We start from the raw sequence: 25,611 nt of genomic DNA, 5'->3' as shown, positions 1-25,611 counted from the left end.
TATACCGGGGTCAGAAAACAGAAAAAACCCCAAATGGGTCACTTTTTTAAAGTGTCTACCATTTGGGGTGCGGTTCAGACTCAGCCGGGTTCGTTTACTTTCATTTTCTTTTCTGCGTAGTCCATGAATTGCAGTGAATAGTTTGTTTGAATAAGGGTGATGCCTCGGTCTATAAACCAGCCCCAGCCTTTATCGGGATCTAAAAGGGAAAGGGAATCCGAGCGCCGGGCATTTTCAGCGAAATCAAGTGCATTGCCCCATAAATTCGTTTGGTCTTTTAGTTTGGAGATGATCTTGTCGGATACCACCACGTCGTCCTCTGTATAAAAAAGGAGTTCAATCGCCGTTGGGGAGACGGTCTCCAGCAGCAGGTCAAGTTGGTGAAGGTTTTTATCGCTCAACTTATGCATATAAGACATGTTTCGCGGTTTGGAATCAAAAAAGGCAGTTAGTTGTTCAACGGGTTTATCGCTTTTCAACATGAAATAATCAAACAAATCATGCTGTTCGACCAAAGCATAAAGTTCATGCCGTAAATCCCAAGCCTTATCTGCATTGATCATGGCTTTTCCTTTGATCAATGGAAGAACTTCGAGAAGTGTGGGCACTTGTTCTTTGGTATTTTTTGCGTTGGGTCCGCCATTCAATTCTTTTAAAGATAATTGTTTTATTTCTTTTAATGTCAGTTGCTCTATTTCTCCCGAGCCATTCGTCGTCCGGTCAACGGTGCTGTCATGCATGAGAACAATCTGACCGTCTTTGGTCAATTGCATGTCCAATTCGATTAAATAAATATTATGGTTTATACAGTTTTGAATAGCGGGAAGTGAGTTTTCAGGAGCCGGATTCCACAGGCCGCGGTGGGCGACGGGAGTCAGGGGATGCTGCTTTTTCTGTAAAGCTTTAAAGAAATCATCGTAACTGTTTAATTGCCATCCGAGTGTCTGTCGATTAACCGCCATAAGCTTCCTCCTTCTCTTCACTTTTAAGTATACAAGGTTCGGGTGAATAAGTTTATCGGAAAGCTCGGCAGGGTAATTTTGGAATATTCATGTCAGATGCATTAGGAAGAGGAGCATCTCAAGTTATTGCGCTAGAGGGAAAGAATAGGGAATTACGATACAGAGGAGGAAATGCCGATGTCCATGATTCGAAAAGTAGTTACGGAAAATGCTCCTTACTACGTGGATCAAAAAGAAATTGTCAATGTGGTCCGGAATTTATTCGGCGGCCATTACACAGACATTGAAAGGCTTTTAAAGGTATTTGGCAACGGCCAGATTGAAGGCCGCTACTTTGCTGCTCCTTTAGTCTGGTTTGAAGAAGAGCGGGGATTGGAAGAAAAGAATCGGCTTTATGTAGAGGAGGCAGTGAAAATGGGCAGCCTCGCTGTATCCCGCTGTCTGGAAGAAGCACAGGTGGATAAAGAGGACGTAGATGCTTTCATTTTTGTATCAAGTTCGGGAATGTCCACGCCGACTATTGATGCCCGGATTATGAATATCCTGCAGATGCCGCAGCACGTGAAGCGCATTCCCTTATGGGGGCTTGGCTGTGCAGGGGGCGCGTCAGGCATCAGCCGTGCGGACGACTATTGCCGTGCTTACCCGAAAGCGGTCGTGGTGGTACTTTGTCTGGAACTCTGCAGTTTAACCTTTCAGCGCTCTGATACCTCAAAAAGCAATTTGATCGGAACTTCCCTGTTTGCAGACGGTGCCGCCTGTGCCTTGGTTACAGGAGACAGCGTACGTTTGCCGGGAGAAGGATTTCATATTAAAGAAACACAATCAACGTTGATGCGGGACTCTGAAGACGTCATGGGATGGGATGTCAAAGATGAAGGGCTTCATGTAGTTTTTTCACGTGATATCCCAAAAATCATCGAAAAATGGCTGAAGCCCAATGTAGATCTCTTTTTAGGGGGGATTTCAAGAACGTCTGCAGATATTACCCACTTCATTGCTCATCCCGGGGGCAAGAAGGTGTTGGCAGCCTATGAGAAATCACTTGGCTTATCAACTGGAAAAACGGCTATCTCAAGAGCGGTGCTCGCGAAGTACGGCAATATGTCTTCGCCCACAGTGCTTTATGTACTGAAGGATTTCATGGAAAAGAAACCGCGGCAGGGGGAAGAGGGCTTGCTTACCGCTTTAGGCCCGGGTTTCAGTTCGGAAATGCTGTGGCTTGAGTGGGGAGAATCCGTGTTATGACATTCTTCTATCTGTTGACGGGCTTTGTCATCTTGCAGCGCCTGTTGGAAGTAGCCTATGCGCGTTCCAACGAAAAAGCCATGAGAAGACAAGGGGCAATCGAAGTTGGTGCCCGGCATTATAAATGGATCGTTTTGCTTCATGTGCTTTTCTTTCTGTCCCTGGTAGTGGAAGTATGGTCATCAGAAGGCGGTCTTGGAGACGGTTGGCAAGTTTTTTTGGTGATTTTCGCCATTGCACAGGGGTTGCGAATTTGGGCTTTATCGTCACTTGGCCGCTTTTGGAACACTAAAATCCTGGTCCTTCCTGGAGCCGAAAAAGTGAAGAAGGGGCCTTATCGCTGGCTGCCACATCCCAATTACCTTGTAGTGGCTTTAGAGATAGGCGCATTGCCGCTTGTCTTCGGAGCGTGGCGAACAGCTTTGATCTTCAGTATTGCAAATGCGCTCCTGCTTCTCCTTGTTCGTATTCCGGCGGAAGAAAAAGCCTTACAGCAATTAAAATCCTGAAACATAAAAAAAATGAGCAGACCTAGTTAAAAAATCATATAGAGGGTATACAAAGAAGAGTGAAAGAAAACCATGTAATTTTTGGAGGGATTCGGATGAAAAAATCAACGATGAATACGCTTATTGGCAGCGCGCTCGCAGCAGCCTCAGGAATTTTTGTTTATAAAGCGTATCAGGAAAAAAACACAGTAAGTGTAAAAGAAGATACGGATATGCGCAACAGTAAAAAAGTGGACGAACGTGAAAGCGTTGAAGCTCTGGAGGATTCTGCGGAGCAAGGCTTGTCTCAGTTGGATTCTGCTTACCGGGATGAATGGCAGGCAAACGCATTCCCACAAACCCATAAAGAAATGAAGGAACTTGAAGAAGATAAATAAAAGGATGACAGCAAGCGAAAGCAAAGCTCCTATTTGCTTTCGCTTTTTTTGTGCGCTGGAATTATTTTAGGAATAAGAAAGGTGGAATAACTTTGTGGATTAAAAAACCGTTTTTTGAATATACAACGGCAGTTTTGCTTGTTGCAGTCACTTTGTTTTTCCTGGGGAAAATCGATTACCTATTTGAACCCCTGCAGGTCGTCATTGCTACTATTTTTGCACCGATACTACTGGGTGGCCTTCTCTATTATCTGTTGCGGCCACTTGTGAAATGGCTGATGCGCTATGTACCCAAAATTGCTGGAATCGGAATCGTCTTTACTGTCATTATCTTACTTTTATCCATTTTGATTTATTTTTTCGGACCGGTTATCACCAATCAAGTTGAGAGCTTAGCGAACCTGGCTCCAGAAACGGTTGAAGAAGTGACCGAGGAATCAAACAATTTCCTGTCTGATTTTCAATTGGGAGGAGTAACAGGGCCGGAAATAAGGGATTGGGCTTTGAACTATCTGAAAAAACTTTCAGAAGATTTGCTGAATAATGTGATGAACATTTTAGGGATGGTTGTGAATATCGCCATTGTGCTGATTGTCGTCCCTTTTGTTTTGTTCTTTCTATTGAAGGATGATGAAAAGTTCATTCCTCATTTAATGAAGTATTTACCGGAAGAACACAAGCCTGAGGGCAAAAAATTATTGAAGGATGTCGACCAGACACTTTCTTCGTTCATTGTGGGCCAGGCAATTGTCGCGGCTGTAGTGGGCGTGCTGATGTACATCGGGTATCTGATCATCGGACTGGATTATGCCTTAAGCTTAGCTATCTTTGCCATGTTCTTGATCATTGTGCCTTTTTTAGGTCCGCTCATCGGAATTATTCCAGCTCTTTTTGTCGCGTTGATGAGTGGAGACATGTGGATGGCGGTAAAAGTGGTTCTGGTATTGCTGGTCGTCCAGCAGCTTGAAGGAAACTTAGTCACTCCCAACATCATGGGCAACCGCTTGAATATCCATCCACTGACGATTATCCTGTTGCTGATGATAGCAGGTGCTTTATACGGCTTTATCGGGATTTTAATTGCGATTCCAACATATGCGGTAGTTAAAACATTGGTTCATAATTTCCGTTTGTTCATCCGCCTTCGCAAAAAAAGGGAAGTGGCCAGAAAAGAGGTTAATTAGTACTGGTCCATTTCGCAGAATGTTGGTTATTTTCTATCAAAGGTTCTGGAATTGAGAAAATTATGATATATTATTACTTAGATTGACTGATGAAAGAAAACAAGGGGGAAATAAAATGAAGAAGTGGAGTCTTTTAGCACTATTGATTGCCATGATGCTCGTGATTGCTGCCTGTGGATCCGACGAAAGTGAAGAAGGAACGACAAGCGGTGACGGCGGCACTGAAGGGGAAACATATACGGTAGGAATCGATACCACCTATCCACCTTTCGAATTTGAAGTGGACGGCGAATATACAGGAATCGATATTGATTTGATCAAAGCGATTGCTGAAAATCAAGGGTTCGAAATTGAATTCAGCCCGATGGATTTTGGTGGAATCATCCCAGCTTTGCAGGCAGGCCAATTGGACGTTGCAATTGCGGGTATGAGTATTACAGAAGAACGCAAAGAAGTGGTTGATTTTTCCGATCCTTATTTTGATGCAGGATTGTCTCTGGTAGTAGCTGAAAGCAATAATGACATCACGGCTCTGGAAGATCTCGAAGGCAAGACGGTAGCTGTTAAGAGCGGAACGACAGGAGCGCAATTTGCTCGCGACAATGAAGCTGAATATGGTTATACGATTGCTCAATTTGAAGACAGCCCATCGATGTTCCAGGAAGTATCAAACGGAAATGCTGATGTATTGCTGGAAGATTATCCGGTCATCGCCTATGCAATTGCGGAAAGTGGACTTGATTTGAAAACAGTGGGTGAACGTTTAACTGGAGATCAGTACGGAATTGCCGTGTTGAAAGGTGAAAACGCAGAACTTCTTGAAAAAATCAATGCAGGCCTTGAGGAATTGCGTGCCAGCGGAGAATATGATGAAATTTTGGCGAAGTATATCGCAGCTGAATAAAAATGGATGCAGCGCGCAGAAGCGCGCTGCATTTTTTGATGCAAAGGGGATGTGGATATGGATACAATTATCAATGCTTTACCGTACTTAATGGAAGGGCTGCAAGTCACATTATATATTTTCGCCATTGCCATCGTCATTGGTTTTCTGATTGGCTTGGTTGTCGCGCTGTTCAGGTTGGCACCGTTGAAGATCCTGAATTGGATAGCAAAAATCTTTGTTGATGCCATTCGGGGAACACCGTTCATCGTCCAGCTGTTCTTCATCTATTTCGGCTTGAATTCATTGGATTTCATCTCTTTGGATAATACTACTGCTGGAATTGTGACAGTGGCGATCAACGCGGGGGCCTATTTCTCGGAAATTATCCGTGCGGGTATTCAGTCGATCGATAAAGGGCAGACGGAAGCGGCGCGTTCACTGGGGTTGAATTCAACGCAGAATATGCGCTATATCATTTTACCGCAGGCTTTCAGAAGAATGTTGCCGACCATCACCAATCAGGCGATCATTTCATTGAAGGATACGTCTCTGCTATCGGTCATCGGAGTTGCGGATTTGACACAGGAAGGCCGGATACAGGCCAGCGCCACATTTGATGCTTTTAATGTGTACTTGATTTTAGGGATCATTTACTTTGTCGTCATATACTTGCTCTCCATGCTGGCGAGCTTTGTAGAAAGGAAGTTTGTCTTAAGATGACTATGATCAGAGTGGAAAACTTAAAAAAATCGTTCGGCGATTTGGAAGTTATCAAAGATATGAGCACTGTCGTGGAAGAAAAAGAAGTTATTTGCGTCATCGGGCCATCCGGATCAGGTAAAAGCACCTTTCTTCGCTGCTTGAACCGCTTGGAAGAAATTACGGGAGGGCATGTCTATATCGAAGGAGTCGACATCACAAATCCTAAAATAGACATCAACAAAATTCGCCAGGACGTCGGCATGGTGTTCCAGCAATTCAATTTGTTTCCTCATAAATCGGTGTTGGAAAACGTTATCCTCGCGCCGATGAAAGTAAAGAAAAGCGACAGAAAAGCCAGCGAGAAAAAGGCGTACGAACTATTGGATAAAGTCGGATTGCGGGAGAAGGCGAAAGCTTATCCGGGTGAGCTTTCCGGAGGCCAGAAACAGCGCGTCGCCATTGCGCGCGCGCTTGCGATGGATCCGAAAATCATGCTTTTCGATGAGCCGACTTCTGCGCTCGATCCCGAGATGGTGGGGGATGTACTGGATGTCATGAAACAACTGGCGCGTGAAGGCATGACCATGGTCGTCGTAACGCATGAGATGGGGTTCGCTGCTGAAATGGGTGACCGTGTCCTGTTTATCGATGGTGGGTATATTGTAGAAGAAAATGTGCCGAAGGAATTGTTCGGTAATCCACAGCATGAGCGGACAAAAGCGTTTTTGAGCAAAGTCTTATAGAAAATGCGCCTGCGGGCGTATTTTTTTTTGGCTTTTTTCTGGTGGATCGTATTTGGCTTGTTGTGGATCGTATTTCAAGGCCAATGGATCGTATTTAATCTGCTACTGATCGTATTTCCCGATCTGTGGATCGCGGCGCTTGAAAGACGCCGCGCGAAACCCGTCCCGAAGATAAATTCAGGGCGGGTTCAGTTGGTTTTCCAGAATCTATTTTCAAGGAATATAGTACTTATTAAGTATTTCGTCGTATTCACCGTTGTCGCGCAGTTCCTGAAGGCCAGCGTTGATTTGTTCAAGCAATTCGTCATTTTCTCCTTTTAGTACAGCGATGCCGTATTGTTCGGTGGTCAATCGCTCTTCCACAATTTTAATTTCCAGGTCTTTTGTGCTGATCGCATAAGCAATCACGGGATAATCTTCCACGACAGCATCTAAATAGCCATTTTCCATTTCCGCGAACATGGTAGGGCTTTCGTCGAAGCTCGATATCCGATAACCGAATTCTTCGCGGTTGTCGTAAAGAAACTTAGAGCCGGTAGTTCCATTTTTTACGCCCACTACTTCTCCTTCCAAATCCTCCAGTGAGTTGATTTCCGTATTATCTACAGGGACGGCAAGAGCTAATCCAGCATCAAAATAAGGGTCTGAGAAATCCACAACTTCTTGTCTTTCCTCTGTAATGCTCATCCCAGCAATCGCGATGTCCAAATCTCCGGCTTCCAAGGCGGGGATGATTTCATCGAAATTCATTGGGTTGAATTCAACTTCAAATCCCTGAAGTTCCGCAATTGCATTCATCAATTCAATGTCAATTCCTGTGTATTCACCGCCTGTTTGGAACTCAAAGGGTGCATACGAAGTGTCAATTCCTACGGCATACGGCTGATCCTCTGTGCTCATGGTCCCTTCCTCGTTCTCGACTGTTTGTTCTTCTCCGGCAGACCCACTTTCTTCTTCAGATTGTTCACTTTCCTGCGTGCATGCGGCGACAATAATTAACAGGGCTAAAAGCAGCAGCAAGAAACTGAATTTCTTCACTTTACCCACCCCTTATCTAATGAATTTCTCACATTTAATATATCACTTATTTGATGTAATGCTACTTAATTGACTTAATTTTCGGAATTATTTTTTGGGAAGTTTTTCACTTCTTTCATCCTTTCATTGGGTGCGGGAACTACGGATGAAATTATACCCAAATGGAATAAAAGAATCTTTATTTTTATTAATTCCAACTAAAAAACCGATCTGGAATACCATCCAGATCGGTCAAACTCAGTTAAGTTTTATTCTTCGTCAAAGACGTGGACTTTTGTCATTTTGTCGCCATTGCTCATCGCTTTGGCAGTTTCAAGTCCTGAAGTCACTTGTCCGAAGACAGTGTGTACGCCATCAAGGTGCGGTTGTGGTGCATGGACGATAAAGAATTGGCTTGAGCCAGTATCTTTACCGGCATGTGCCATTGATAAGCTTCCTGCTTGATGCTTATGCGGGTTGCCTTCAGTTTCGCATTTGATTGTTTTGCCGCTGCCGCCAGCGCCAGTGCCGGTTGGGTCGCCGCCTTGGCTTACGAAGCCAGGAATCACGCGGTGGAATGTTACGTCGTTATAGAAGCCGGAGTTTGCAAGCTCCTCAAAGTTTGCAACCGTGTTAGGTGCTTCGTTCGGGAAAAGTTCGAATTCGATGATATCGCCGTTTTCCATGTGGATGTGTCCTTTTTTCGCCATTCTAAAACATCTCCTTTATAATTGGTTCATTTCCCAGTATATCGATTTTTCGGTTGGCTGTATAATCATTTGGCACATTATAAAGCTTTTAATGAACCGCCTTCTATGACAAGGGATTGGCCGGTCATGAATGAGTTGGCAGCTGAGGCCAGGAAAACGACGATTTTGGCGAATTCTTCGGGCTCACCATACCGGCCGGCTGGAATGGTGGACTTGCTCTTTTCGGTAATCTGTTCAATCGGGACGCCTTGTTTGTCTGCTGCAATCCCATCCAGCTCTGCTACGCGGTCTGTAGCGAACCGGCCAGGGCCGACCGTGTTGACGAGGATATTGTCGCCGGCGACTTCACGCGCCAGGGTCTTCGCGAAGCCGACCATTCCTGCACGGAGCGTGTTGGAAAGGATCAGGCCGTCAATCACTTCTTTGACTGAAGAAGAGGAGACGTTGATGATGCGTCCGAACTGCTGTTTCTTCATATAGGGAAGGACGGCGCGGGAGGTGCGGACATAGCTGAGCAGATTCTGATCGAATGCTTTATACCAGTCGGCATCTTCGACTGCATCAAATCCTCCGGCTTTAGGACCGCCTGTGTTGTTGATCAAAACATCAATCCGTCCGAATTGATCGGCAACGAATTGAACAAGTTTCTGGATGTCATCCTCTTTGGAGATATCGCAAACATGGGAAAACACTTGCTGATTTCCTGAAGTCTCTTTGATTTCAGCGGCAGTTTCGTCAAGGGTCTGCTGGTTGCGGCTCGAAAGGATGACCGTAGCACCTTCTTTTGCGAATTCGAGTGCCGTCGCTTTACCAAGTCCTTTACTCGAAGCCATCACGATCACTACTTTTTCTTTGATTCCTAAATCCACTGCACTCATCCTTTCTTGTGTATACAACCTTCAGTTTAAGGATAGCAAACAGATAATTCAAACTTTTATTTTTTTAATTTCCGTCATAAGTCCAATGGCGTGAATCCAGGGTAAATATGATAGGATATAGTTACTGATTAGATTAGGAGTGTTATAAATGGAAGAACGCGAAGTTTTTGATATTACAATTATTGGCGGCGGGCCAACTGGCCTGTTTGCTTCCTTTTACGGTGGTATGCGCAAAATGAAAGTGAAGATTTTGGACAGCTTGCCACAACTTGGTGGTCAATTGACAGAGCTGTATCCGGATAAATTCATTTACGATGTAGGCGGATTTCCGAAAGTATTGGCGAAAGACCTTGTGGATAATCTCGTACAGCAGGCAAAGTATGGAGATCCAGAAATTTGCCTCGAAGAAACTGTAACAGCTGCTGAGCGACACGGGGACCATTTCGTGATCCAGACAGATAAAGGCCTGCATTACACAAAGGCCATCCTGTTGACTGCCGGCGTCGGTGCATTCCAGCCGCGTAAACTTGCAGTTGATGGCTGTGAAGTTTTCGAAGGCAAAACGCTTCATTACGGCGTTAAGGATTTGACTGTTTTCAGTGATAAAAAAGTAGTTGTGCTAGGCGGAGGCGATTCAGCAGTTGACTGGGCGATGATGCTTGAAAACGTAGCATCCCAGGTGACATTGAGCCACCGTAGAGACAAAATGACTGCCCATGAGGCGAATATCGATGTCCTGATGGATTCTAAAGTGGAAGTGAAAAAACCTTACGGCGTCAAAGAGTTGGTTGGTGAAAATGGCCAGATCAGCGAGCTTGTACTGATCGACAAAGAAGGCAATGAAGAACGTCTTGACGTGGATCATGTCATCGTCAACTATGGCAATATCACTTCTCTAGGAGCTATCAAAGAATGGGGCTTGGAGATGGATAAAAACTCGGTGATTGTAAATTCCAAAATGGAAACGAGTATTCCCGGCATTTATGCAGCAGGTGACATTGCAACATATGAAGGCAAAGTCAAACTGATTGCGGTAGGTTTCGGTGAAGCGCCGACAGCCATCAATAATGCTAAATCCTATTTGGATCCGAAATCGAAAGTTCAGCCATTGCATAGTACCAGCGTCTTTAAATAATATAAAAAAGATCCGGCACATTTTTTATGTGCCGGATCTTTTTTTAGCGTCTTCTATCCTTTTCCTTTTTCGCCAATGGATCAAGGGAGGCGGCCTTGAGGAAGGACACGCCCATCAAGATGATGACGACCGAAAAGGGCAGAGCTGCAATAATCAGCGAATTCTGCAATCCTTGTGTACCACCCGTATAGATGACGATGGCGGCAACGGCTGATTGGATAAGACCCCATGTGATTTTCACCAGATTCGGAGGATTCAACATGCCGCCAGTTGTCTGCATGCCAAGCACGAACGTAGCAGAATCGGCAGAAGTGATGAAAAAGATGGCAATTACAAACAACGTGATAATGGATAATAGAGTTCCGAGTGGATAATACTGCAGAACACCGAATGTAGCCGTCTCAAAAGTATATTCGGAAATTTTCGCGATGTTGTTTTGTTCAAGATTCAATGCGGAGACGCCAAAGACCGCAAAAAAGATGAAACATACTAATGAAGGGACCAGCAGAACCCCGAGCATGAACTCTTTGACTGTTCGTCCACGGGAAATGCGGGCAATGAAAATGCCGACAAAAGGTGCCCATGAAATCCACCAGGCCCAATAGAACACAGTCCAACCATCGACCCAGGCACGACGCTCCTCATTGATCGGTTCCAAATTAAAGCTCATGGAAAAGAAATTGGTCATATATCCGCCGATGGCATCAGCGAACGAATTGAAAATATAAAGGGTCGGTCCAACGATCAATAGGAGCACTAATAGAACAAAAGCAAGGACCATATTGATGTTACTTAAGTATTTGATGCCGCGTCCGATGCCGGATGAGGCGGAAGCGATAAAAAGGACCGTAGCTACAGCGAGAATCAGCATCTGGAAAGCAAAGTTGTTTGGTGTACCGAATAGAAAGGAGATGCCTTCATTCATTTGGGCAGAACCGAATCCAAGTGTCGAAGCAACGCCGATGACTGTTGCAAAAACAGCCAGTGTATCAATCAGTTTTCCAAGTGGACCAGCCATCAGTTTTTTGCCGAATAAAGGAATGAGAGTGGCGCTGATCAATCCAGGTGCATCGTTATGGAATTTGAAGTAAGCCAAAACCAATGCAACGATTCCATAAACAGCCCATGCATGCAGTCCCCAATGGAAAAATGAGAATTGCATCGCTTCCTGAATCGCCTGATCGGATCCCAATTCAGATTTGGGAGCATTGATGAATGCGTGGGATATCGGTTCGGCTGTTGTCCAGAAAACAAGCCCCATCCCCATTCCGGCACTGAACAGCATCGCAAACCATGAGATGAGTGAAAACTCCGGTTTGTCTCCGGGCTTCCCCAATTTTAAATTGGAGAATCTGGAGAAAATCAAGTACACACAAAAAACCAAGATCAGGAATACCGTGAGAAGATAATACCAGCCGAATGTGCTGGAGATGGCTGAAGTCAGAGCGCCGGTCTGTGACTTGAAGTTTTCTGGTGAAACCAGTCCCCAGGCTACCATTCCTATACATATTGACAATGAAGTCCAAAAAACTACCGTGACATTTTTCAAGTGGTTTCCCCCTCTATTTAATTTCTTTAAATAACATTCTAATATTCCCTGATTTACGAGAGGTAAACGGTTTAAATTCGACTTCTTTCAAGCTTGAAAAGATTCGGCGCCTAATTAACAGTTTTATTACAGCCTGTAACAAACCCTCATTATGTGTCATTAAATTGTTATCTTCCGTCTGACGTTCTGTCATGCTCCTGAAATGTGGAGGTGTTATGATCGTTCAAGTTAGTGAAAAGGAGGAATTTCAATTTATGAAAAAGCAAATCGTTACACTAACTGCTATCGCAGCTTTAAGTGTGGGAGCAGCAACTACAGCTAGTGCTTCATCATCGTATACAGTCCAATCAGGGGACACACTTTGGGGAATTTCACAAGATAAGAACGTATCAGTAGAAAGCTTAAAAGGATGGAACAACCTATCCTCAGATTTGATCTTGCCGAGCCAGGAACTTAAAGTCGATGGACAAGCAGCATCAGAAACAAAAGCAGACAACTCAACATATACAGTAAAATCAGGTGACACATTATTTAAAATTGCCAGTGCACACGGAATTTCATTGGACAGCCTAGTGAGCTGGAATGGCGTTTCCGGTCACCTTATCTATCCTGGTGAAGAACTGGTTGTTAAAGGCGGCACAGCAGTGGCAGAAAAAGCACCTGCTAAAACTGCAGCAGCACCAGCACCAGCGAAATCAACAGCACCAGCAGCACCGGCACCAGCAAGTGTTCCTGCAGAAAAAGCACCTGCAGCCGCTTCGACTCAATCCGGTAAAACAATGACTGTCTCTGCGACAGCTTATACAGCTTACTGTGCAGGATGTTCAGGAACTACAGCAACAGGAATTGACCTTCGTTCAAATCCGAACCAAAAAGTAATCGCGGTGGATCCTTCAGTAATTCCACTTGGCTCTAAAGTATGGGTCGAAGGATATGGTGAAGCAATCGCTGGCGATACTGGCGGCGCAATTAAAGGCAATAAAATTGATGTCTTCATTCCGTCACAAGGAGCAGCTCTTGATTGGGGCCGCAAAAACATCACAATTAAAGTATTAAACTAAAAGTATTTTGCTACAAAGCCGAGGTGTCCATTCCCTTGGCTTCTTTTTATGTTCATTAATAAACGAAAGAACCGGTCCCTTTTGCCAGGGATTGGTTCTTTTTTTATTTGATCATTTGTTGTCAAAAATTTCTTCAAGAAATTATGAATAAGAATCTGCTGAACGGGTATAAAACTAGTATTCTGAATTTTCTTTTAAATTACAAGGGGGCCAGTTGGATGGCGGACAAAACTAAAAATTTTTCTCGCAGGGATTTTTTGAAAACTTCAGGGATAGCCACGGGCGCATTGATTGGCGGCGGCATTATCGGCGGTTTGATCGGAGCTAATACAAATCGGCAGGACACAGCATCCACTAATGCTCCTGGAACTCCTCAAGAGTCGACAGGAGCTCCGGGGGGAGTTCGGGGACTGACATTCTTTAAAAATAATGCGGAGTTCGAAATTTTAAATCAGGCAACCGAACGGATTTTTCCGGAAGATGATTTGGGGCCGGGAGCCATTGGATTAGGTGTAGCTTATTTTATCGATCAGCAGTTGGCAGGCAGCTATGGAGAAAATTCAAAAGAATACATGCAAGGTCCTTTTTTTGAGGGGGAGCTTACTCAAGGCTATCAAAGCCGGCTAAAAAGAAATGAGATGTTCCGCCAGGGCATCCAATTGATGCAGCAGGAAGCCCAAAGCCGGTTCAACGCTAATTTTGTAGATTTGGAAGGTGGCCAGATGGATGAGATCCTGACAGCTTTCCAAGAGGATGAAATTCAGATGAGAGGAACAACTTCCCTGTTCTTTTTCCGTCTCTTGAGACAGGCAACACTCGAAGGGGCTTATGCGGATCCGATTTATGGAGGCAACCATAATATGGAGGGATGGCGGATGAAGGGCTTCCCAGGACATCAGGCTGCCTATATCAATGAAATCGACAGTGAAGATTTTGTGGAAATTGAACCTCAGTCTCTTGGAATGGAGCATTAAATGAAGAGGGGGAACTTATATGGTGACGACATTAGACAGCGTTGATGTAGTAACGGTGGGGGTAGGATGGACTGGTGGAATCATTGCCGCTGAATGTGCGAAGGAAGGGCTTAAAGTAGTAGGACTGGAACGCGGCCGTGAACGCGGTACAGAGGATTTCAGTATTGTCCATGATGAATACCGCTACGCTGTCCGCTATGAATTGATGCAGGATTTGTCAAAAGAAACCATTACTTTCCGCAATAATCGGCAACAGCGTGCATTGCCGATGCGCCAGATGGGCTCTTTCCTGTTAGGGGAGGGTTTAGGCGGTTCAGGAACTCACTGGAATGGACAGACCTGGCGTTTCCTGCCGTATGATTTTCAGATAAAAACAATGACCGATGAAAAATACGGAGCCAATAAACTTCCGGCTGAATATACCATTCAGGATTGGGGGATCACCTACGATGAACTGGAACCGTATTTTGATCGTTTTGAAAAGACTGCCGGCATTTCAGGGGAAAACAATAACCCGTTCGCGGGCGAACGTTCAAGCGATTACCCAACACCGCCGATGAAAAAGACGCCTCTCTTGCAGCGCTTTGAAACAGCAACTTCCAATTTAGGGCTGTCGCCTTTCATGTTGCCGTCTGCTAACTTATCGGAACCTTATGAAAATCCGGATGGCCAGCAGATCAATGCATGCCAATATTGCGGATTCTGTGAACGTTTTGGCTGTGAGTACGGTGCAAAAACTTCTCCGGAAATTACTGTCGTTCCGGCAGCCAGAGAAACAGGGAATTACGAAATCAAGTTTAATGCAAACGTGGTTGAAGTGATGAAAGAGGGCGATCGGGTCACGGGAGTCCGCTATTATGATACAGTGACGTTCGAAGAATTTATCCAGCCGGCGAATGTTGTCGTTCTGACAAGCTACGTCTTAAATAATGCCAAGCTGTTGATGGTGTCCGATATTGGACAGCAGTATGATCCAGAGACAGGCCAAGGGACACTTGGCAAAAATTACGCCTACCAAATTTTACCTGGAGCATCTGGTTTCTTTGATGAACAGATGAACACTTTTATGGGTGCTGGGGCTCTTGGAATGAGCGTTGATGATTTTAATGGAGATGCTTTCGATCATGGTGATTTAGATTTCATACATGGAGCCAGTTTATCCATGACACAAACCGGATCCCGGCCGATTCTCCATAATCCGATTCCGCCGGATACGCCTTCTTGGGGTGCAGATTTTAAGCGGGCTTCAATCGAAAACTATACAAGAACATTAGGTGTTGGTGGCCAAGGAGCTTCCATGCCACATAGAGAAAACTATATGGCGCTCGATGGCACCTACAAAGACGTTTACGGGGTTCCGTTGCTGCAGCTGACTTATAACTTCACTGATCAAGACCGGGCGCTCCATAGCTACATCACGGAAAGAGCAGGAGAAATCATGCAGGAAATGGGCGCGAAAACAGTGGTGGCCGGAAATCCGATTTCAGACTATGACATTGTTCCTTACCAGACTACCCACAATACAGGCGGAACCATCATGGGCGCGGATCCAGGCACCAGTGTCGTCAATAATTTCCTGCAGCATTGGGATGCTGAAAATCTATTTGTCGTAGGAGCCGGGAATTTTGCCCATAATGGCGGCTACAATCCGACGGGAACAGTCGGCGCTTTGGCTTACCGCTGTGCTGAAGGCGTAATTCGCTACAGTCGTGAAGGCGGATCACTTGTTTAATTAAAGGAGGAAACTATATGGGTGGATTAGCTTCAATTGGTGTACCGGGACTGATCATCATCTTAGTGATTGTCTTAATAATTTTCGGACCGAAGAAACTGCCGGAGATCGGTGGTGCAGTAGGAAAGACATTCTCAGAATTTAAGCGTTCGACCAAAGGCTTGATGGACGATGATGACGAAGAAACGGTGAAAAAAGAAACTGTCGAGGATAAAGACCTTAAAAAATCTGAGAAGCTATGAAGGTGGTTAAATGGATCCGTATGGAGACAGAAACTTAACAAGTCCGCTGCGTAAAAAAGCGGCACAGCCAGAAAAGCCTGCGGAAAAGGCTCCGGAAAAAATACCGGAGCCCCCTATTGAAGAGCGGGAACCACCGGTGGAAGAGTCGGCAAAGCAAGTGGAAACTTTAGTTGACCATCTAGGGGAGCTGCGGAAACAACTGATTAAAAGCGCAATTGTTTTCCTATTGTTTCTATTGCTTGTCTTCTCAACTTTGAATTTTTGGTTTCCATATATCGTCAAGGGCAATAACCTGGTTATTTTAGGTCCCTTAGAAGTGATAAAATTCTACACTTCCATTTCAGCGACATTGGCATTGGGGCTATCCCTGCCATTTCTTATTCATTTCATCTGGCAATTTGTAAAACCAGGGCTTGAGGAAAGAGAGGCGCGTTTTCTGGGGCTCTATTCCCCGGTCATGTTTTTACTGTTTGTCTTGGGAATCGCCTTTGGTTACTTTATCGTCAACCCGTTAAGTTTTCAATTTTTAATCGGGATGGGGATGGCGAATTTCGATGTCATGATTTCAGCAAATGAATATATCCATTTCCTTATCATGACGACAGTGCCGCTGGGCTTGCTTTTCGAGATGCCGATTATTGCTTTGTTTTTATCGTCTATCGGGGTTTTGACTTCAGTTTCGATGAAAAAGGTGAGGAAATGGTCGTATCTTGTGCTGGCCATCGTTTCAGCGCTGATCACCCCGCCGGATTTCTTAAGTCAGTTGCTGGTTTTGATTCCAATGGCGGGTCTTTATGAAGCCAGTATTTTCATCATCAAGAAAACAGAAGAACGAAAATCGGCAATTGAAGATACCGTCTCATAAAACAGGGAAGGCTGCAGAAGACTGCAGTTTTTCCTGTTTTATTTGTTGAAAGAAAATTCTGATATTTATTGGCAATCAGTTCTTAACTGCTATACACTGAAAGAGCAGGTGATTGTCTAGAAATCCATAAGTGGAAAGTGATTATCCATAATGAGGAGGATACGACATGACAGTAGAAATCAAAGAAATCCATGATTTAAAAGAAGTGGATGTTTCAAAGCTTTTGGAAGAAAGCGAAGCAGAAGGTTATCGTTTTTTAAGAAGACTCGTGGATCAGTATGAAGATGGCAGCAACACGTTCAATAAGACAGGTGAAGTGCTTTATGGAGTATGGGACCATCACAACCAATTGGTGGCAATTGGCGGTTTGAACCGGGATCCTTACTCTACTAAAGAAGGTGTCGGCAGGCTTCGGAGATTCTATATCTCTTCAACTGCCCGCCGAGAAGGAATCGGCACCAAATTGCTCCAGCAGATTTTGGAAGATGCGCAGGATCATTTCCGAGAGCTTGTTGTCCGCACAGATTCTTCTGGAGCGGATGCCTTTTATAGGGCAAATGGATTTTCGGGAGATCTTGGTCTGCCGGAAGCCACTCATGGCATCGTTTTAGAAAAGGAACATCGGAAGAAGGCAGAGTAAGACCCCCACTGAAACGGTTTGCTTCGGCAAACCGTTTTGTCTTGTCCAGAATTATTTGCAGAAGCCATCCCCGGTTTGCTGGAATCTGTGGTAACGTAAAAAGAACTGGCAGTCCGGTGGTTCTGGAAAACAGAAGCAGCTGCTTTAACCGAAAATAGATTTTAGGGGAGATTTTAATGGAAATGTCGAATTGGAAAGGCGCAGCGGGTGTCTGTGTAAATGAAAAGAATGAGGTATTGCTGGTGCTGCAAGGTGCTCCAGGTGAAGAAAAGAAGTGGACGGTGCCGGCGGGCGGTATGGAGGGCGATGAAACAGTGGAACAATGTTGCGTGCGGGAGTTCTTCGATGAAACTGGATTGTCCGTTCAGATTTTGGAAAAGTTGAACACCAGAACCGGCGAGTACGAGGATTCGGCAGTATCTTTTGAGCTAACTTATTTCAAAGTGGAGGTCATCGGCGGTGAAATCACTTTGTATGATGGAGATGAGTGGATTGCTGACGTGGCTTGGAAACCGATTTCTGAACTGGAGGAATTGGAGCTTGCGTATCCCGACGATGCATTATTGATTGAATCTCTGGCAGTTCAATAACCAAAGCCATCATTGGATTATAAAATAAAAAAACGGGTAAATACGGTAATAAAGACAGTCCAAGGAGGTGCTTGGAATGAGGGAAGACCGTGAAAACCAAGAAGGCGAAAAGCTGATTCCAGAAGTCGAGCCGCGCCGCAATATGCCGCCTGAAAAAGAGATGGATCCTATGCCGAACAGGGATTTGGAATACGAAGAAAATTCGAATGAAAAATACAGAGACAATACTCAGGATAAAAAGTAGGCAAGCCAAGTACTGGCTTGCTTTTTGCATCGCAGCAATTAATCGAAAGGGGATAGGGCAATGCCGCAATATGCTTTCAGGCACGCTAAATGGCATGAAGAGGACGATGTTGAAGGCGATAATTTCCGTAAATTCCTTCCTGAAAACGAAAAGATGAAAAGTTGGATCGATAAATCGAAGAATCCGGCAGTTAATATTCTCCATACGCATACCAGTGAGCGCGGGAAAGAATCCTTATGGGGGTCGTTAATTTACAGGCAGAGCGCGAAGTCGGAAGGCTCTCGCCAAGTTTTTCATTTCTATCTCTCCCATGATGTCTTCGTCACCAATAAAATCGATTTTGAAGAAGATGCGGATTTGGAAAAAAAAGAGATTCTGCGTCAAATGGAAAGTGCCAATTCTTCTATAGAAGTAATGATGATCATCCTTGGTGAAATGGTGGCTTCCATCCTACATAAAATAGATAGTTTCGAAGAACGTCTGCACGATTTGCTATGGGCCATCAAAGAAAAGAACAATAAGAAAACCTTAGCAAAAATTGAGGACGTCCGTCATGAAATTCTCTTATGGAAGCATCTGATTATGGGATTCCAAGAGATTAAAATGGCAATTGAAGAGACTTTCGGGAAAAGTGTGACAGCCGAAGTCGAATATCAGCGGACAGCTGTCCGTATTGGCCGCTGTGTCATGCTCGTCAATTCATATGAAGACGAAGTCAATAATATGGTGGATATCGAAAATGTAGTAGCCAATTACCGAGGCAACGAGATCATGAAAACCTTAACAGTCTTGACTACTTTATTCACTCCGATCATGGCCTGGGGTGCTCTATGGGGGATGAACTTCGAAAATATGCCTGAATTGAAATGGCAATTCGGCTATGTCGGTGCTTTGGGGATAATTATTGGGTCTACATTCATACTCTATATCTATTTGAAGCGTAAAGGGTGGATGGGAGATATTCTGCAATCCATCAGTCGAAGCAAATCGGATTAGCTCTGGACCGGTTGGGGTTTATGAACCAACCGCTTTTCATTGCGATTGGACTTTGTTTACAGACTTAAGCAGGGATCTCAAGGATCCCTGCTTTTCTCTACTTCGCCTTGTCGTTCTCGAGTTCCTGCAATAATTCCGTATAGCGATGCAGATCCTGGTCTCCGTGCTTTTCCACATAATTTGCAATCATTTCTTTTAAATCTCTTCGCTGGCGTTCTACAGTGACAAGTTTTTCTTTCATGGCCTGCCTTCTCCAAAGCTCTGCGTCTTCGACATCTTCCATTTTTTCAAGCATGCCTATTTCCGCAAGCAGAACCAGTGCTTCAGTTTTTTTGTCTTCGTACTTTTTCAATGCTTTCTCTACTTTTCGGGTATCGTTATCAAAAGTCAATTTAGAGTACATGGACATTTTCTGATCCCCCTTTCCGTTAAAATACCGTTACTTATCGTTACCCCGAATTGAAGGGATTTATACCTACTTTTTTAATAGGTGTGGATATAAAAAGAATATTCCAACAAAATATTGACGCTAATCTTGCGGAGTTGTATGATGTAAGAAATAGGTCAAGGAGGTGGGTAAGATGAATCGAACTGGTAAGCGCATGACAGAGTGTCAGGAATATCTATACATTCTTCATGGCGTTACTTTCACTGCAGCAGCTGGACGGGAGAAGTCTGTCCTTTTTCAACTAACTGCATCAAGTGGAAATTACCAGTAAGAGACATCTGCCTGCAAACGGATTGTAGCAAAGGCATGCCTCTTGGTGTGCCTTTTTTTGCTGTGCATGCGTCTCTTCATCAGAGAGGAAGAGAGTCATGATCATTAGCCAATTTCAACAAGTCATGTGTCATTTTGCGACACAGAAACTATTCAACCAAATAAAAGGAGAAGTGATGCAAGACCAGCGAATCGGTCTTGTTGGAAGAAATGGAGAAGGGAAAACCACTCTATTGAATGTACTGGCTGGAACTTTACAGCCGACTGAAGGGGGGGTGACCTGGAAAAAAGGCTGTACCATTGGGTTGCTGGAACAGTCGCCTGATGAACAGGAAGAGCAGACTGTCGAGCAGCTGATGATTGCTGTATTTTCGGAATTGACTCTGTTGCAAGATGAGTTGACAAGATTGGAGCGGCAAATGGAAAATACTTCTCCAGAGGAGATGGAACGTCTGCTGCTGCGCTATGGCATGGTACAGGATGATTTTATTCAACGCGGCGGCTATGATATGGATATGAAAATCGATCAAGTACTGAATGGGTTGAAGATCAAGCAACTCAAATTTGAACAATGGGGACATTTAAGCGGGGGTGAAAAAACAAAGGTGGGCTTGGCGAAATTACTTTTGCAGAAACCCGATTTGCTGCTGTTGGATGAACCGACAAATCACCTGGATCTGGAAGCGATTGAATGGTTAAGTTCATTCATCAGCCATTACAAAGGAACGATAGTCCTTGTTTCCCACGATCGTTATTTTCTGGACGAAACGGTGACACATATTTGGGAACTGGATCAAGGAGACTTGATTCAATACACTGGCAACTATTCAAGCTATGTCAAAGAACGGGAAACTCGCCTGCTGATCGAGTTCCAGCAGTACCAGGACCAGCAGAAGAAAATTCAAAAGATGAAAGAAACCATTAAAAGGTTGAAGGAATGGGCCAACCGGGCCAATCCACCGAACGCAGGAATGCATCGGCAGGCGAAAAGTATAGAAAAAGCCCTAAACCGTATCGAACTTCTCGACCGCCCAATATTATCCAAAAAGCAGATGGCACTGGATTTTAAAATAGATGGGCGCAGCGGAAAAGACGTCATCGTCTTGGACGGCGTCTGGAAAGGATTCGGAGATCGGATTTTGTTCCATGATGCCTCGATGCATATCCGTTATGGAGAACGAGTTGCGATTGTAGGATCGAATGGTGCAGGAAAAACAACACTGCTCAATATGATGATGGGAAAAGTGGAGGCAGATGCAGGCAGCGTGAAAATGGGCAGCGGCTTATCCATCGGTTATCTATCCCAGCATACATTGGAGATGGACAACGATAGAACTATTATCGAAGAATTCCGCGATGCTGTTGCCGTTTCTGAATATGATGCGCGACCGATGCTGGCGAAGTTCCTGTTTTTCGGCAATATGGTTTTCCAGCCGGTTCGGCAGCTCAGCGGTGGTGAACGGATGAGGCTTCGGCTGGCTCAGTTGATGCACCAAAATCATAATTTGTTGATTTTAGATGAGCCCACCAACCACCTCGACTTGGAAGCGAAGGAAGTGATGGAAGAGGCTTTAAGTGAATTTCCGGGAACCATGATCGTCGTTTCCCATGATCGTTATTTCCTGGATAAGCTGTTTCCGGTAACGTATTGGTTGAGAAATGAAACCCTTGAACGATTTGATGGAAACTATTCCTCTGCACGGGAAAAAGCCATGGCCGCTATAAAATAATTTTTTTGAAAGAACGGCAATCCTTGTACGGCTGTGGCATAATATATGAACACGAGTCAGTGGAAAATCAGAGGATAAGGTGGAAACACATGCCAGCCATAGGAAAGATCCCGGAAAATATATTCTTACTCAATGCCCTGGATGTCATTGGGGAAACCATCATCATCGCAGATAGTTCCTATACCATCAGATGGATGAACACCGAAGCTTGCCGGCTAATGGGTGAAGTTGCTCCTTTGTACGGCATGGCAGACTGCGATGAAATGATTGGCATGAGTATGGACGCATTCCATGAACGCCCACAGCACCAGAAGCAAATTATGCAGAAATTGACTGGAGTCCACCGGACGCGCATAACAATCCGTAACCAAGTGATGACCGATATCGTGATAACCCCGATCATGGGCAATGGAAGTGAAGCCGAAGGGTACATCGTCATGCTGATGGACGTTACGATGCAAGCTGAAGAACAGAAACGAAGTGCTCAATTGATCAAGGAATTATCGATTCCCATCTTGAATATATGGGATAAAACGATTGCTTTGCCCCTAATTGGCGAGTTTGACCGGAGCCGGACAGATCAGTTGATTGCTACAGTTCTACTGGAATGTTCCGAGAAGAAAATCGAATACGTCTTAATCGACTTAAGCGGCATCAAAGAGTTTGAAAACCAGATCCGCTATCAAATCCAGATGATGACAGATACACTGAGTTTGATCGGTGCCACATGCATTCTTGTGGGCATCAGTCCAAGGCTGGCCATGTCTATTGTGGAATTGGACAGTAAGACACGGACCTTCAGTTCAGCCCATGAAGGCTTAAAGCACATCATGCAGTTACAAGTAAAATAAATAAGAGCTTATCCAGTAAGTTGGATAAGCTCTTATTTATTTTAGAGAATTATGATTCAAACAACTTTAGTGCCTGTCAGAGCTATGCGGGCGCTTATGCATTTCCTGTCGTCCAGACTTCAACAGCCAGGCCCTCGAGTCGCTTCAGCCTTACCAGCAATGGCAAAGACCGCCATTACCGCTAAGGCTTCCAGCGCTTGTCGAGCCTAAACGGCTGTCTACGCTTTTCATGTTTCAGTTGGTTCCACCCATACTTGTGACCAGTTTTGGATTTCATCCATAACCGGTTTTAGGGAAAGGCCTTTGTCGGTCAATGCGTATTCAATCCGGACGGGTGTTTCGGGATAGACGGTCCGTGTAACGAGGCCTTGCGCCTCAAGATTTTTCAGGCGCTCAGACAATAGACGGCCACTGATGCCAATCACTTCAGTTAAATGGCTGAAGCGTTGGGGTCCCGATAATAATTGATAAATAATCAGTCCAGTCCAGCGTTGGCTGAGAAGGGAAATAGCTGTCTCAAAACGGGGGCAAATGACGGAAGTATCCATACTTCTCACTCCTTTCCTATTATAATACCATATATACTAACTACTTTAAAAGAATTAAGTTACTTGACATAGCTTTGTTTTATAAATATAATTGGTTACATAAAGTAACTAAATGAAAAGAGGGATATAAATGAATTTTCATAAGAAACCTGTCACTTATGTAGGCGAAGTAGGATTAAAAGTAATGGACCTTAAAAGAATGAAGCAATTTTATCAGGAGATAATTGGTTTTGATGTTATTTCAGAAGAACAAAATTATGTGGAGTTGGGTTCAGGTGGTAAAGTCCTGGTCAAGCTGGAAGCGGTTGAAGGAGTCACGTCAAAACAAGGCCGCTACGCAGGGCTATATCATTTTGCGATTTTATTGCCAACGAGAGAAGATTTAGGGAAAATTCTTGTTCATCTTCATCAGCAGGGAATCCAGTTGGGTTCTTCAGATCATTTGGTCAGCGAAGCCTTGTATCTGTCAGATCCGGAAGGCAATGGCATCGAAATCTATCGGGACCGTGAACCCGAACAATGGAACTGGAGCAATGATGAAGTTTCTATGACTGTAGATCCAATTGATGCGCAAGGGTTAGTGGAAGCTGCCCAAAGTTCGTCAGAACCATGGAAAGGAATGCCTGAAACTACTGTAATGGGCCATATTCATCTTCATGTTTCAAATTTAGTGGAGGCAAGAGATTTCTATGTGGAGGCACTTGGTTTTGAAGTTGTTTCAAGTCTAGGCGGTCAGGCTCTATTCTTAGCTGATCAGAAGTATCATCATCATATCGGGATGAATGTCTGGAATGGCGCCGGCATTCCGGCGTTGCCTGAGAAAGAAGCAGGCCTGCACTACTACACATTGATTATGGACGAAGAAAAGCGCAAAGAGTTGGGCAAGAAGCTCCAAACGATGGGAACCGAAATTGTAGAACGGGACAATTATTGGGAAGTCAAAGACCCATCTGGAAATGCTATCCGCCTGCTTGTTTGATAAGTATGACAAAAGCCGACTCGCAATTCGAGTCGGCTTTTTTTCATTCCAAGGCTGCTCTGTCACAGCTGTTATCCATGGAGGTAAATGCTGTAGTTGTAAAAGCGGCCTGTGCAGGAATCTCTGCAGTCACTTGGTTTTGTTCCGGTATTTCCGGGAGGTCGTTCTGGCGTGTTTCAATATATGCGTACAGTCTTTCCTGGCTGATCGCTTTTTCCAAAGGATTGCCGTAAAAAGATAAGAGGATCAATCCGAATGCTCCAACAATTAAAGTGATGCCTAAAAGTGAAAGGAATCCCTTCATAGTAAATCCCGCCTTCTCATGTTTACTTACTATACAGAACGATGCGTTCTGCAGAAAAGTTCCCTATTGCTGTATATTACCGTTTACGGGATACTGAAGGCAACAGCAAAATTCAAACAAATCAAGGACAGGGGGATTATACATGATTTCATTGAAAACAGGTATCTGTCAGTTATTCGAAATTGAACATCCGATTATTCAAGCCGGTATGGCCGGGGGACCAACGACTGTCGAACTGGTGGTGGAAGTCAGCAATGCAGGTGCACTTGGAACTTTAGGCGCTGCCTATATGGCGCCGGATGCGTTACGGAAAGCAATTAAAGAAATTCAGTCAAAAACTCAAAAACCGTTTGGTGTCAATATTTTTGCCGCTCCGGTAAATGATGATTTTAGCCGTTTATCAGAAGTGCAGAATGCATTAAGCCCTTTTCGTTCGCAATTGGATATTCAGGAAATACAGTCTTCGTATCAATCACCGGATTGGAGTGAAGAGCAGTTCGCTATTTGCATTGAAGAAGGCGTGCCGATCATCAGCACAGCTTTCGGCTGTTTATCGGAAGAGCAGATGAAAGCAGCCAAAGAGCACCAGGTCAAAGTCATAGCCATGGTCACTACAGTAGAAGAAGCAAAGGAAGCGGAAGCTTCGGGAGCAGATGCTGTCGTAGCTCAAGGGAGTGAAGCAGGAGGGCACCGCAGCACGTTTTCACTCGATAACCACCCATCAGGTGCCCAGATTGGTGCGATGGCATTGGTGCCGCAGACGGTGGATGTCGTCAAAATCCCGGTCATTGCGGCTGGAGGCATTACTGACGGACGTGGTCTCGCTGCTTCTCTGGTTCTTGGTGCACAAGGCGTCCAAATCGGCACCCGTTTTGTCGGTGCTAAAGAATCTGGAGCACATGATGCTTACAAGCAGGCAATATTCGAAAGCAACGAAGAAAGTACGGTAGTGACCAAAAGCTTTTCCGGACGCCCGGCGCGCGGCATCAAAAATCGATTTATTCAGGAATTTGAAGAAACCGGCATTGTCCCTTTGCCATTTCCTTCTCAAAACACCATCACCAAAGATATTCGGGCAGCTGCCGCACAAGCCGATAATCCAGAGTTCATGTCGTTGTGGGCAGGTCAATCCACACGCGGCTTGACTGAGGAAATAGGGGCGGCTGAAATAGTGAAGACGATTATAGAAGAGGCAAAGAGGATCATAAACTAGTTTTGGCTACCAGGGAAATGGTTA

General features: G+C 44.6%; 30 protein-coding genes. 22 read left to right on the top strand and 8 right to left on the bottom strand.

Translation table 11 applies throughout. The features are described 5' to 3' along the window. Positions 1 to 80: 80 nt before the first annotated feature. The gene (locus Q0785_RS17290; protein ID WP_298832863.1) at positions 81 to 962 is read right to left on the bottom strand and encodes a glycerophosphodiester phosphodiesterase family protein; all 882 of its coding nucleotides are present in this window, start codon (positions 960 to 962) and stop codon (positions 81 to 83) included. A 177-nt stretch (positions 963 to 1,139) separates the two neighbouring features. On the opposite strand from Q0785_RS17290, the gene Q0785_RS17285 reads away from it, so the two are divergent. The 7 genes from Q0785_RS17285 (at position 1,140) to Q0785_RS17255 (ending at position 6,611) form a co-directional block, all read left to right on the top strand. Further along, positions 1,140 to 2,210, top strand: coding sequence for a 3-oxoacyl-[acyl-carrier-protein] synthase III C-terminal domain-containing protein (locus Q0785_RS17285; protein WP_298832860.1), 1,071 nt, complete (start codon positions 1,140 to 1,142; stop codon positions 2,208 to 2,210). Continuing rightward, positions 2,207 to 2,719 (top strand): isoprenylcysteine carboxylmethyltransferase family protein, encoded by a 513-nt coding sequence (locus Q0785_RS17280; protein ID WP_298832857.1) that lies wholly within the window; start codon positions 2,207 to 2,209, stop codon positions 2,717 to 2,719. The genes Q0785_RS17285 and Q0785_RS17280 overlap by 4 nt, the downstream gene beginning before the upstream one ends. Positions 2,720 to 2,814: 95 nt before the next feature. Next, entirely contained in the window at positions 2,815 to 3,096 is a 282-nt protein-coding gene (locus tag Q0785_RS17275; protein WP_223637262.1) for a hypothetical protein, read from the top strand. A 92-nt stretch (positions 3,097 to 3,188) separates the two neighbouring features. Next, positions 3,189 to 4,280, top strand: coding sequence for an AI-2E family transporter (locus Q0785_RS17270; RefSeq protein WP_298832851.1), 1,092 nt, complete (start codon positions 3,189 to 3,191; stop codon positions 4,278 to 4,280). A gap of 115 nt (positions 4,281 to 4,395) precedes the next feature. After that, positions 4,396 to 5,184 (top strand): transporter substrate-binding domain-containing protein, encoded by a 789-nt coding sequence (locus Q0785_RS17265; RefSeq protein WP_298832848.1) that lies wholly within the window; start codon positions 4,396 to 4,398, stop codon positions 5,182 to 5,184. A gap of 57 nt (positions 5,185 to 5,241) precedes the next feature. Next, entirely contained in the window at positions 5,242 to 5,886 is a 645-nt protein-coding gene (locus Q0785_RS17260) for an amino acid ABC transporter permease (protein ID WP_298832845.1), read from the top strand. Further along, positions 5,883 to 6,611, top strand: coding sequence for an amino acid ABC transporter ATP-binding protein (locus Q0785_RS17255; RefSeq protein ID WP_298832842.1), 729 nt, complete (start codon positions 5,883 to 5,885; stop codon positions 6,609 to 6,611). The genes Q0785_RS17260 and Q0785_RS17255 overlap by 4 nt, the downstream gene beginning before the upstream one ends. Positions 6,612 to 6,824: 213 nt before the next feature. Here Q0785_RS17255 and Q0785_RS17250 read toward each other — a convergent pair whose 3' ends face one another. The 3 genes from Q0785_RS17250 to Q0785_RS17240 all read right to left on the bottom strand — a co-directional run bounded on the left by Q0785_RS17250 (position 6,825) and on the right by Q0785_RS17240 (position 9,207). Next, a complete protein-coding gene (locus Q0785_RS17250) occupies positions 6,825 to 7,649 on the bottom strand; it encodes a transporter substrate-binding domain-containing protein (RefSeq protein WP_298832839.1) in 825 nt (274 codons plus the stop codon). Positions 7,650 to 7,897: 248 nt separating this feature from the next. After that, positions 7,898 to 8,338 carry a peptidylprolyl isomerase gene (locus tag Q0785_RS17245; RefSeq protein ID WP_298832836.1) on the bottom strand — a complete coding sequence of 147 codons (441 nt, stop codon included), beginning with the start codon at positions 8,336 to 8,338 and terminating at the stop codon, positions 7,898 to 7,900. Positions 8,339 to 8,415: 77 nt separating this feature from the next. Further along, positions 8,416 to 9,207 (bottom strand): SDR family oxidoreductase, encoded by a 792-nt coding sequence (locus tag Q0785_RS17240; protein ID WP_298832833.1) that lies wholly within the window; start codon positions 9,205 to 9,207, stop codon positions 8,416 to 8,418. Between the two features lie 157 nt (positions 9,208 to 9,364). Between Q0785_RS17240 and Q0785_RS17235 the strand changes: the two genes are divergently transcribed. Continuing rightward, entirely contained in the window at positions 9,365 to 10,351 is a 987-nt protein-coding gene (locus Q0785_RS17235; protein WP_298832830.1) for an NAD(P)/FAD-dependent oxidoreductase, read from the top strand. A 43-nt stretch (positions 10,352 to 10,394) separates the two neighbouring features. On the opposite strand, the gene Q0785_RS17230 is transcribed toward Q0785_RS17235, so the two are convergent. Next, entirely contained in the window at positions 10,395 to 11,900 is a 1,506-nt protein-coding gene (locus Q0785_RS17230) for a BCCT family transporter (protein ID WP_298832827.1), read from the bottom strand. A 254-nt stretch (positions 11,901 to 12,154) separates the two neighbouring features. Here Q0785_RS17230 and Q0785_RS17225 point away from each other — a divergent pair, with 254 nt between their 5' ends. From Q0785_RS17225 to Q0785_RS17185, 9 genes are all read left to right on the top strand, one after another. After that, positions 12,155 to 12,961: a LysM peptidoglycan-binding domain-containing protein gene (locus Q0785_RS17225; RefSeq protein WP_298832825.1), complete on the top strand. Its 807-nt coding sequence runs from the start codon at positions 12,155 to 12,157 to the stop codon at positions 12,959 to 12,961. Positions 12,962 to 13,179: 218 nt separating this feature from the next. Next, positions 13,180 to 13,935, top strand: coding sequence for a gluconate 2-dehydrogenase subunit 3 family protein (locus tag Q0785_RS17220; protein ID WP_298832823.1), 756 nt, complete (start codon positions 13,180 to 13,182; stop codon positions 13,933 to 13,935). A 19-nt stretch (positions 13,936 to 13,954) separates the two neighbouring features. Continuing rightward, the gene (locus Q0785_RS17215; protein WP_298832821.1) at positions 13,955 to 15,667 is read left to right on the top strand and encodes a GMC family oxidoreductase; all 1,713 of its coding nucleotides are present in this window, start codon (positions 13,955 to 13,957) and stop codon (positions 15,665 to 15,667) included. 17 nt (positions 15,668 to 15,684) lie between these two features. Continuing rightward, entirely contained in the window at positions 15,685 to 15,909 is a 225-nt protein-coding gene (gene tatA / locus Q0785_RS17210) for a twin-arginine translocase TatA/TatE family subunit (protein ID WP_298832818.1), read from the top strand. A 10-nt stretch (positions 15,910 to 15,919) separates the two neighbouring features. After that, positions 15,920 to 16,774 carry a twin-arginine translocase subunit TatC gene (gene tatC / locus Q0785_RS17205; RefSeq protein ID WP_298832816.1) on the top strand — a complete coding sequence of 285 codons (855 nt, stop codon included), beginning with the start codon at positions 15,920 to 15,922 and terminating at the stop codon, positions 16,772 to 16,774. A 166-nt stretch (positions 16,775 to 16,940) separates the two neighbouring features. Continuing rightward, positions 16,941 to 17,414 (top strand): GNAT family N-acetyltransferase, encoded by a 474-nt coding sequence (locus Q0785_RS17200; protein ID WP_298832815.1) that lies wholly within the window; start codon positions 16,941 to 16,943, stop codon positions 17,412 to 17,414. Between the two features lie 176 nt (positions 17,415 to 17,590). After that, positions 17,591 to 18,004 (top strand): NUDIX hydrolase, encoded by a 414-nt coding sequence (locus Q0785_RS17195; protein ID WP_298832813.1) that lies wholly within the window; start codon positions 17,591 to 17,593, stop codon positions 18,002 to 18,004. 76 nt (positions 18,005 to 18,080) lie between these two features. Further along, on the top strand, positions 18,081 to 18,248 hold the full coding sequence (locus Q0785_RS17190; protein WP_298832811.1) for a hypothetical protein: 168 nt from the start codon (positions 18,081 to 18,083) through the stop codon (positions 18,246 to 18,248). 60 nt (positions 18,249 to 18,308) lie between these two features. Further along, entirely contained in the window at positions 18,309 to 19,244 is a 936-nt protein-coding gene (locus tag Q0785_RS17185) for a magnesium transporter CorA family protein (protein WP_298832809.1), read from the top strand. A gap of 97 nt (positions 19,245 to 19,341) precedes the next feature. Here the strand turns inward: Q0785_RS17185 and Q0785_RS17180 are convergent, their stop codons facing one another. Beyond that, positions 19,342 to 19,653 (bottom strand): hypothetical protein, encoded by a 312-nt coding sequence (locus Q0785_RS17180; RefSeq protein ID WP_298832807.1) that lies wholly within the window; start codon positions 19,651 to 19,653, stop codon positions 19,342 to 19,344. Between the two features lie 172 nt (positions 19,654 to 19,825). Here Q0785_RS17180 and Q0785_RS17175 point away from each other — a divergent pair, with 172 nt between their 5' ends. The 3 genes from Q0785_RS17175 (at position 19,826) to Q0785_RS17165 (ending at position 22,543) form a co-directional block, all read left to right on the top strand. After that, positions 19,826 to 19,963 (top strand): hypothetical protein, encoded by a 138-nt coding sequence (locus tag Q0785_RS17175; RefSeq protein WP_298832805.1) that lies wholly within the window; start codon positions 19,826 to 19,828, stop codon positions 19,961 to 19,963. A gap of 97 nt (positions 19,964 to 20,060) precedes the next feature. Next, positions 20,061 to 21,692: a ribosomal protection-like ABC-F family protein gene (abc-f, locus tag Q0785_RS17170; RefSeq protein WP_298832803.1), complete on the top strand. Its 1,632-nt coding sequence runs from the start codon at positions 20,061 to 20,063 to the stop codon at positions 21,690 to 21,692. Positions 21,693 to 21,781: 89 nt separating this feature from the next. Then, positions 21,782 to 22,543, top strand: a complete 762-nt coding sequence (locus tag Q0785_RS17165; protein WP_298832801.1) for an STAS domain-containing protein — start codon at positions 21,782 to 21,784, stop codon at positions 22,541 to 22,543. Positions 22,544 to 22,770: 227 nt separating this feature from the next. On the opposite strand, the gene Q0785_RS17160 is transcribed toward Q0785_RS17165, so the two are convergent. Then, positions 22,771 to 23,091, bottom strand: a complete 321-nt coding sequence (locus Q0785_RS17160) for a helix-turn-helix domain-containing protein (RefSeq protein ID WP_223637216.1) — start codon at positions 23,089 to 23,091, stop codon at positions 22,771 to 22,773. A 130-nt stretch (positions 23,092 to 23,221) separates the two neighbouring features. Between Q0785_RS17160 and Q0785_RS17155 the strand changes: the two genes are divergently transcribed. Beyond that, complete coding sequence (locus tag Q0785_RS17155; protein ID WP_298832797.1) at positions 23,222 to 24,070, top strand: VOC family protein; 849 nt, start codon at positions 23,222 to 23,224, stop codon at positions 24,068 to 24,070. Positions 24,071 to 24,113: 43 nt separating this feature from the next. Here the strand turns inward: Q0785_RS17155 and Q0785_RS17150 are convergent, their stop codons facing one another. After that, the gene (locus tag Q0785_RS17150) at positions 24,114 to 24,374 is read right to left on the bottom strand and encodes a hypothetical protein (RefSeq protein ID WP_298832794.1); all 261 of its coding nucleotides are present in this window, start codon (positions 24,372 to 24,374) and stop codon (positions 24,114 to 24,116) included. A 142-nt stretch (positions 24,375 to 24,516) separates the two neighbouring features. Between Q0785_RS17150 and Q0785_RS17145 the strand changes: the two genes are divergently transcribed. Beyond that, a complete protein-coding gene (locus Q0785_RS17145; RefSeq protein ID WP_298832791.1) occupies positions 24,517 to 25,587 on the top strand; it encodes a nitronate monooxygenase family protein in 1,071 nt (356 codons plus the stop codon). Positions 25,588 to 25,611 lie beyond the last annotated feature (24 nt).

It is taken from the genome of uncultured Planococcus sp. (assembly GCF_947501725.1).
Classification (GTDB): domain Bacteria; phylum Bacillota; class Bacilli; order Bacillales_A; family Planococcaceae; genus Planococcus; species Planococcus donghaensis_C.
The sequence above is the reverse complement of the archived record's forward strand: the minus strand, read 5'-3'. Positions and strand labels throughout refer to the sequence as shown.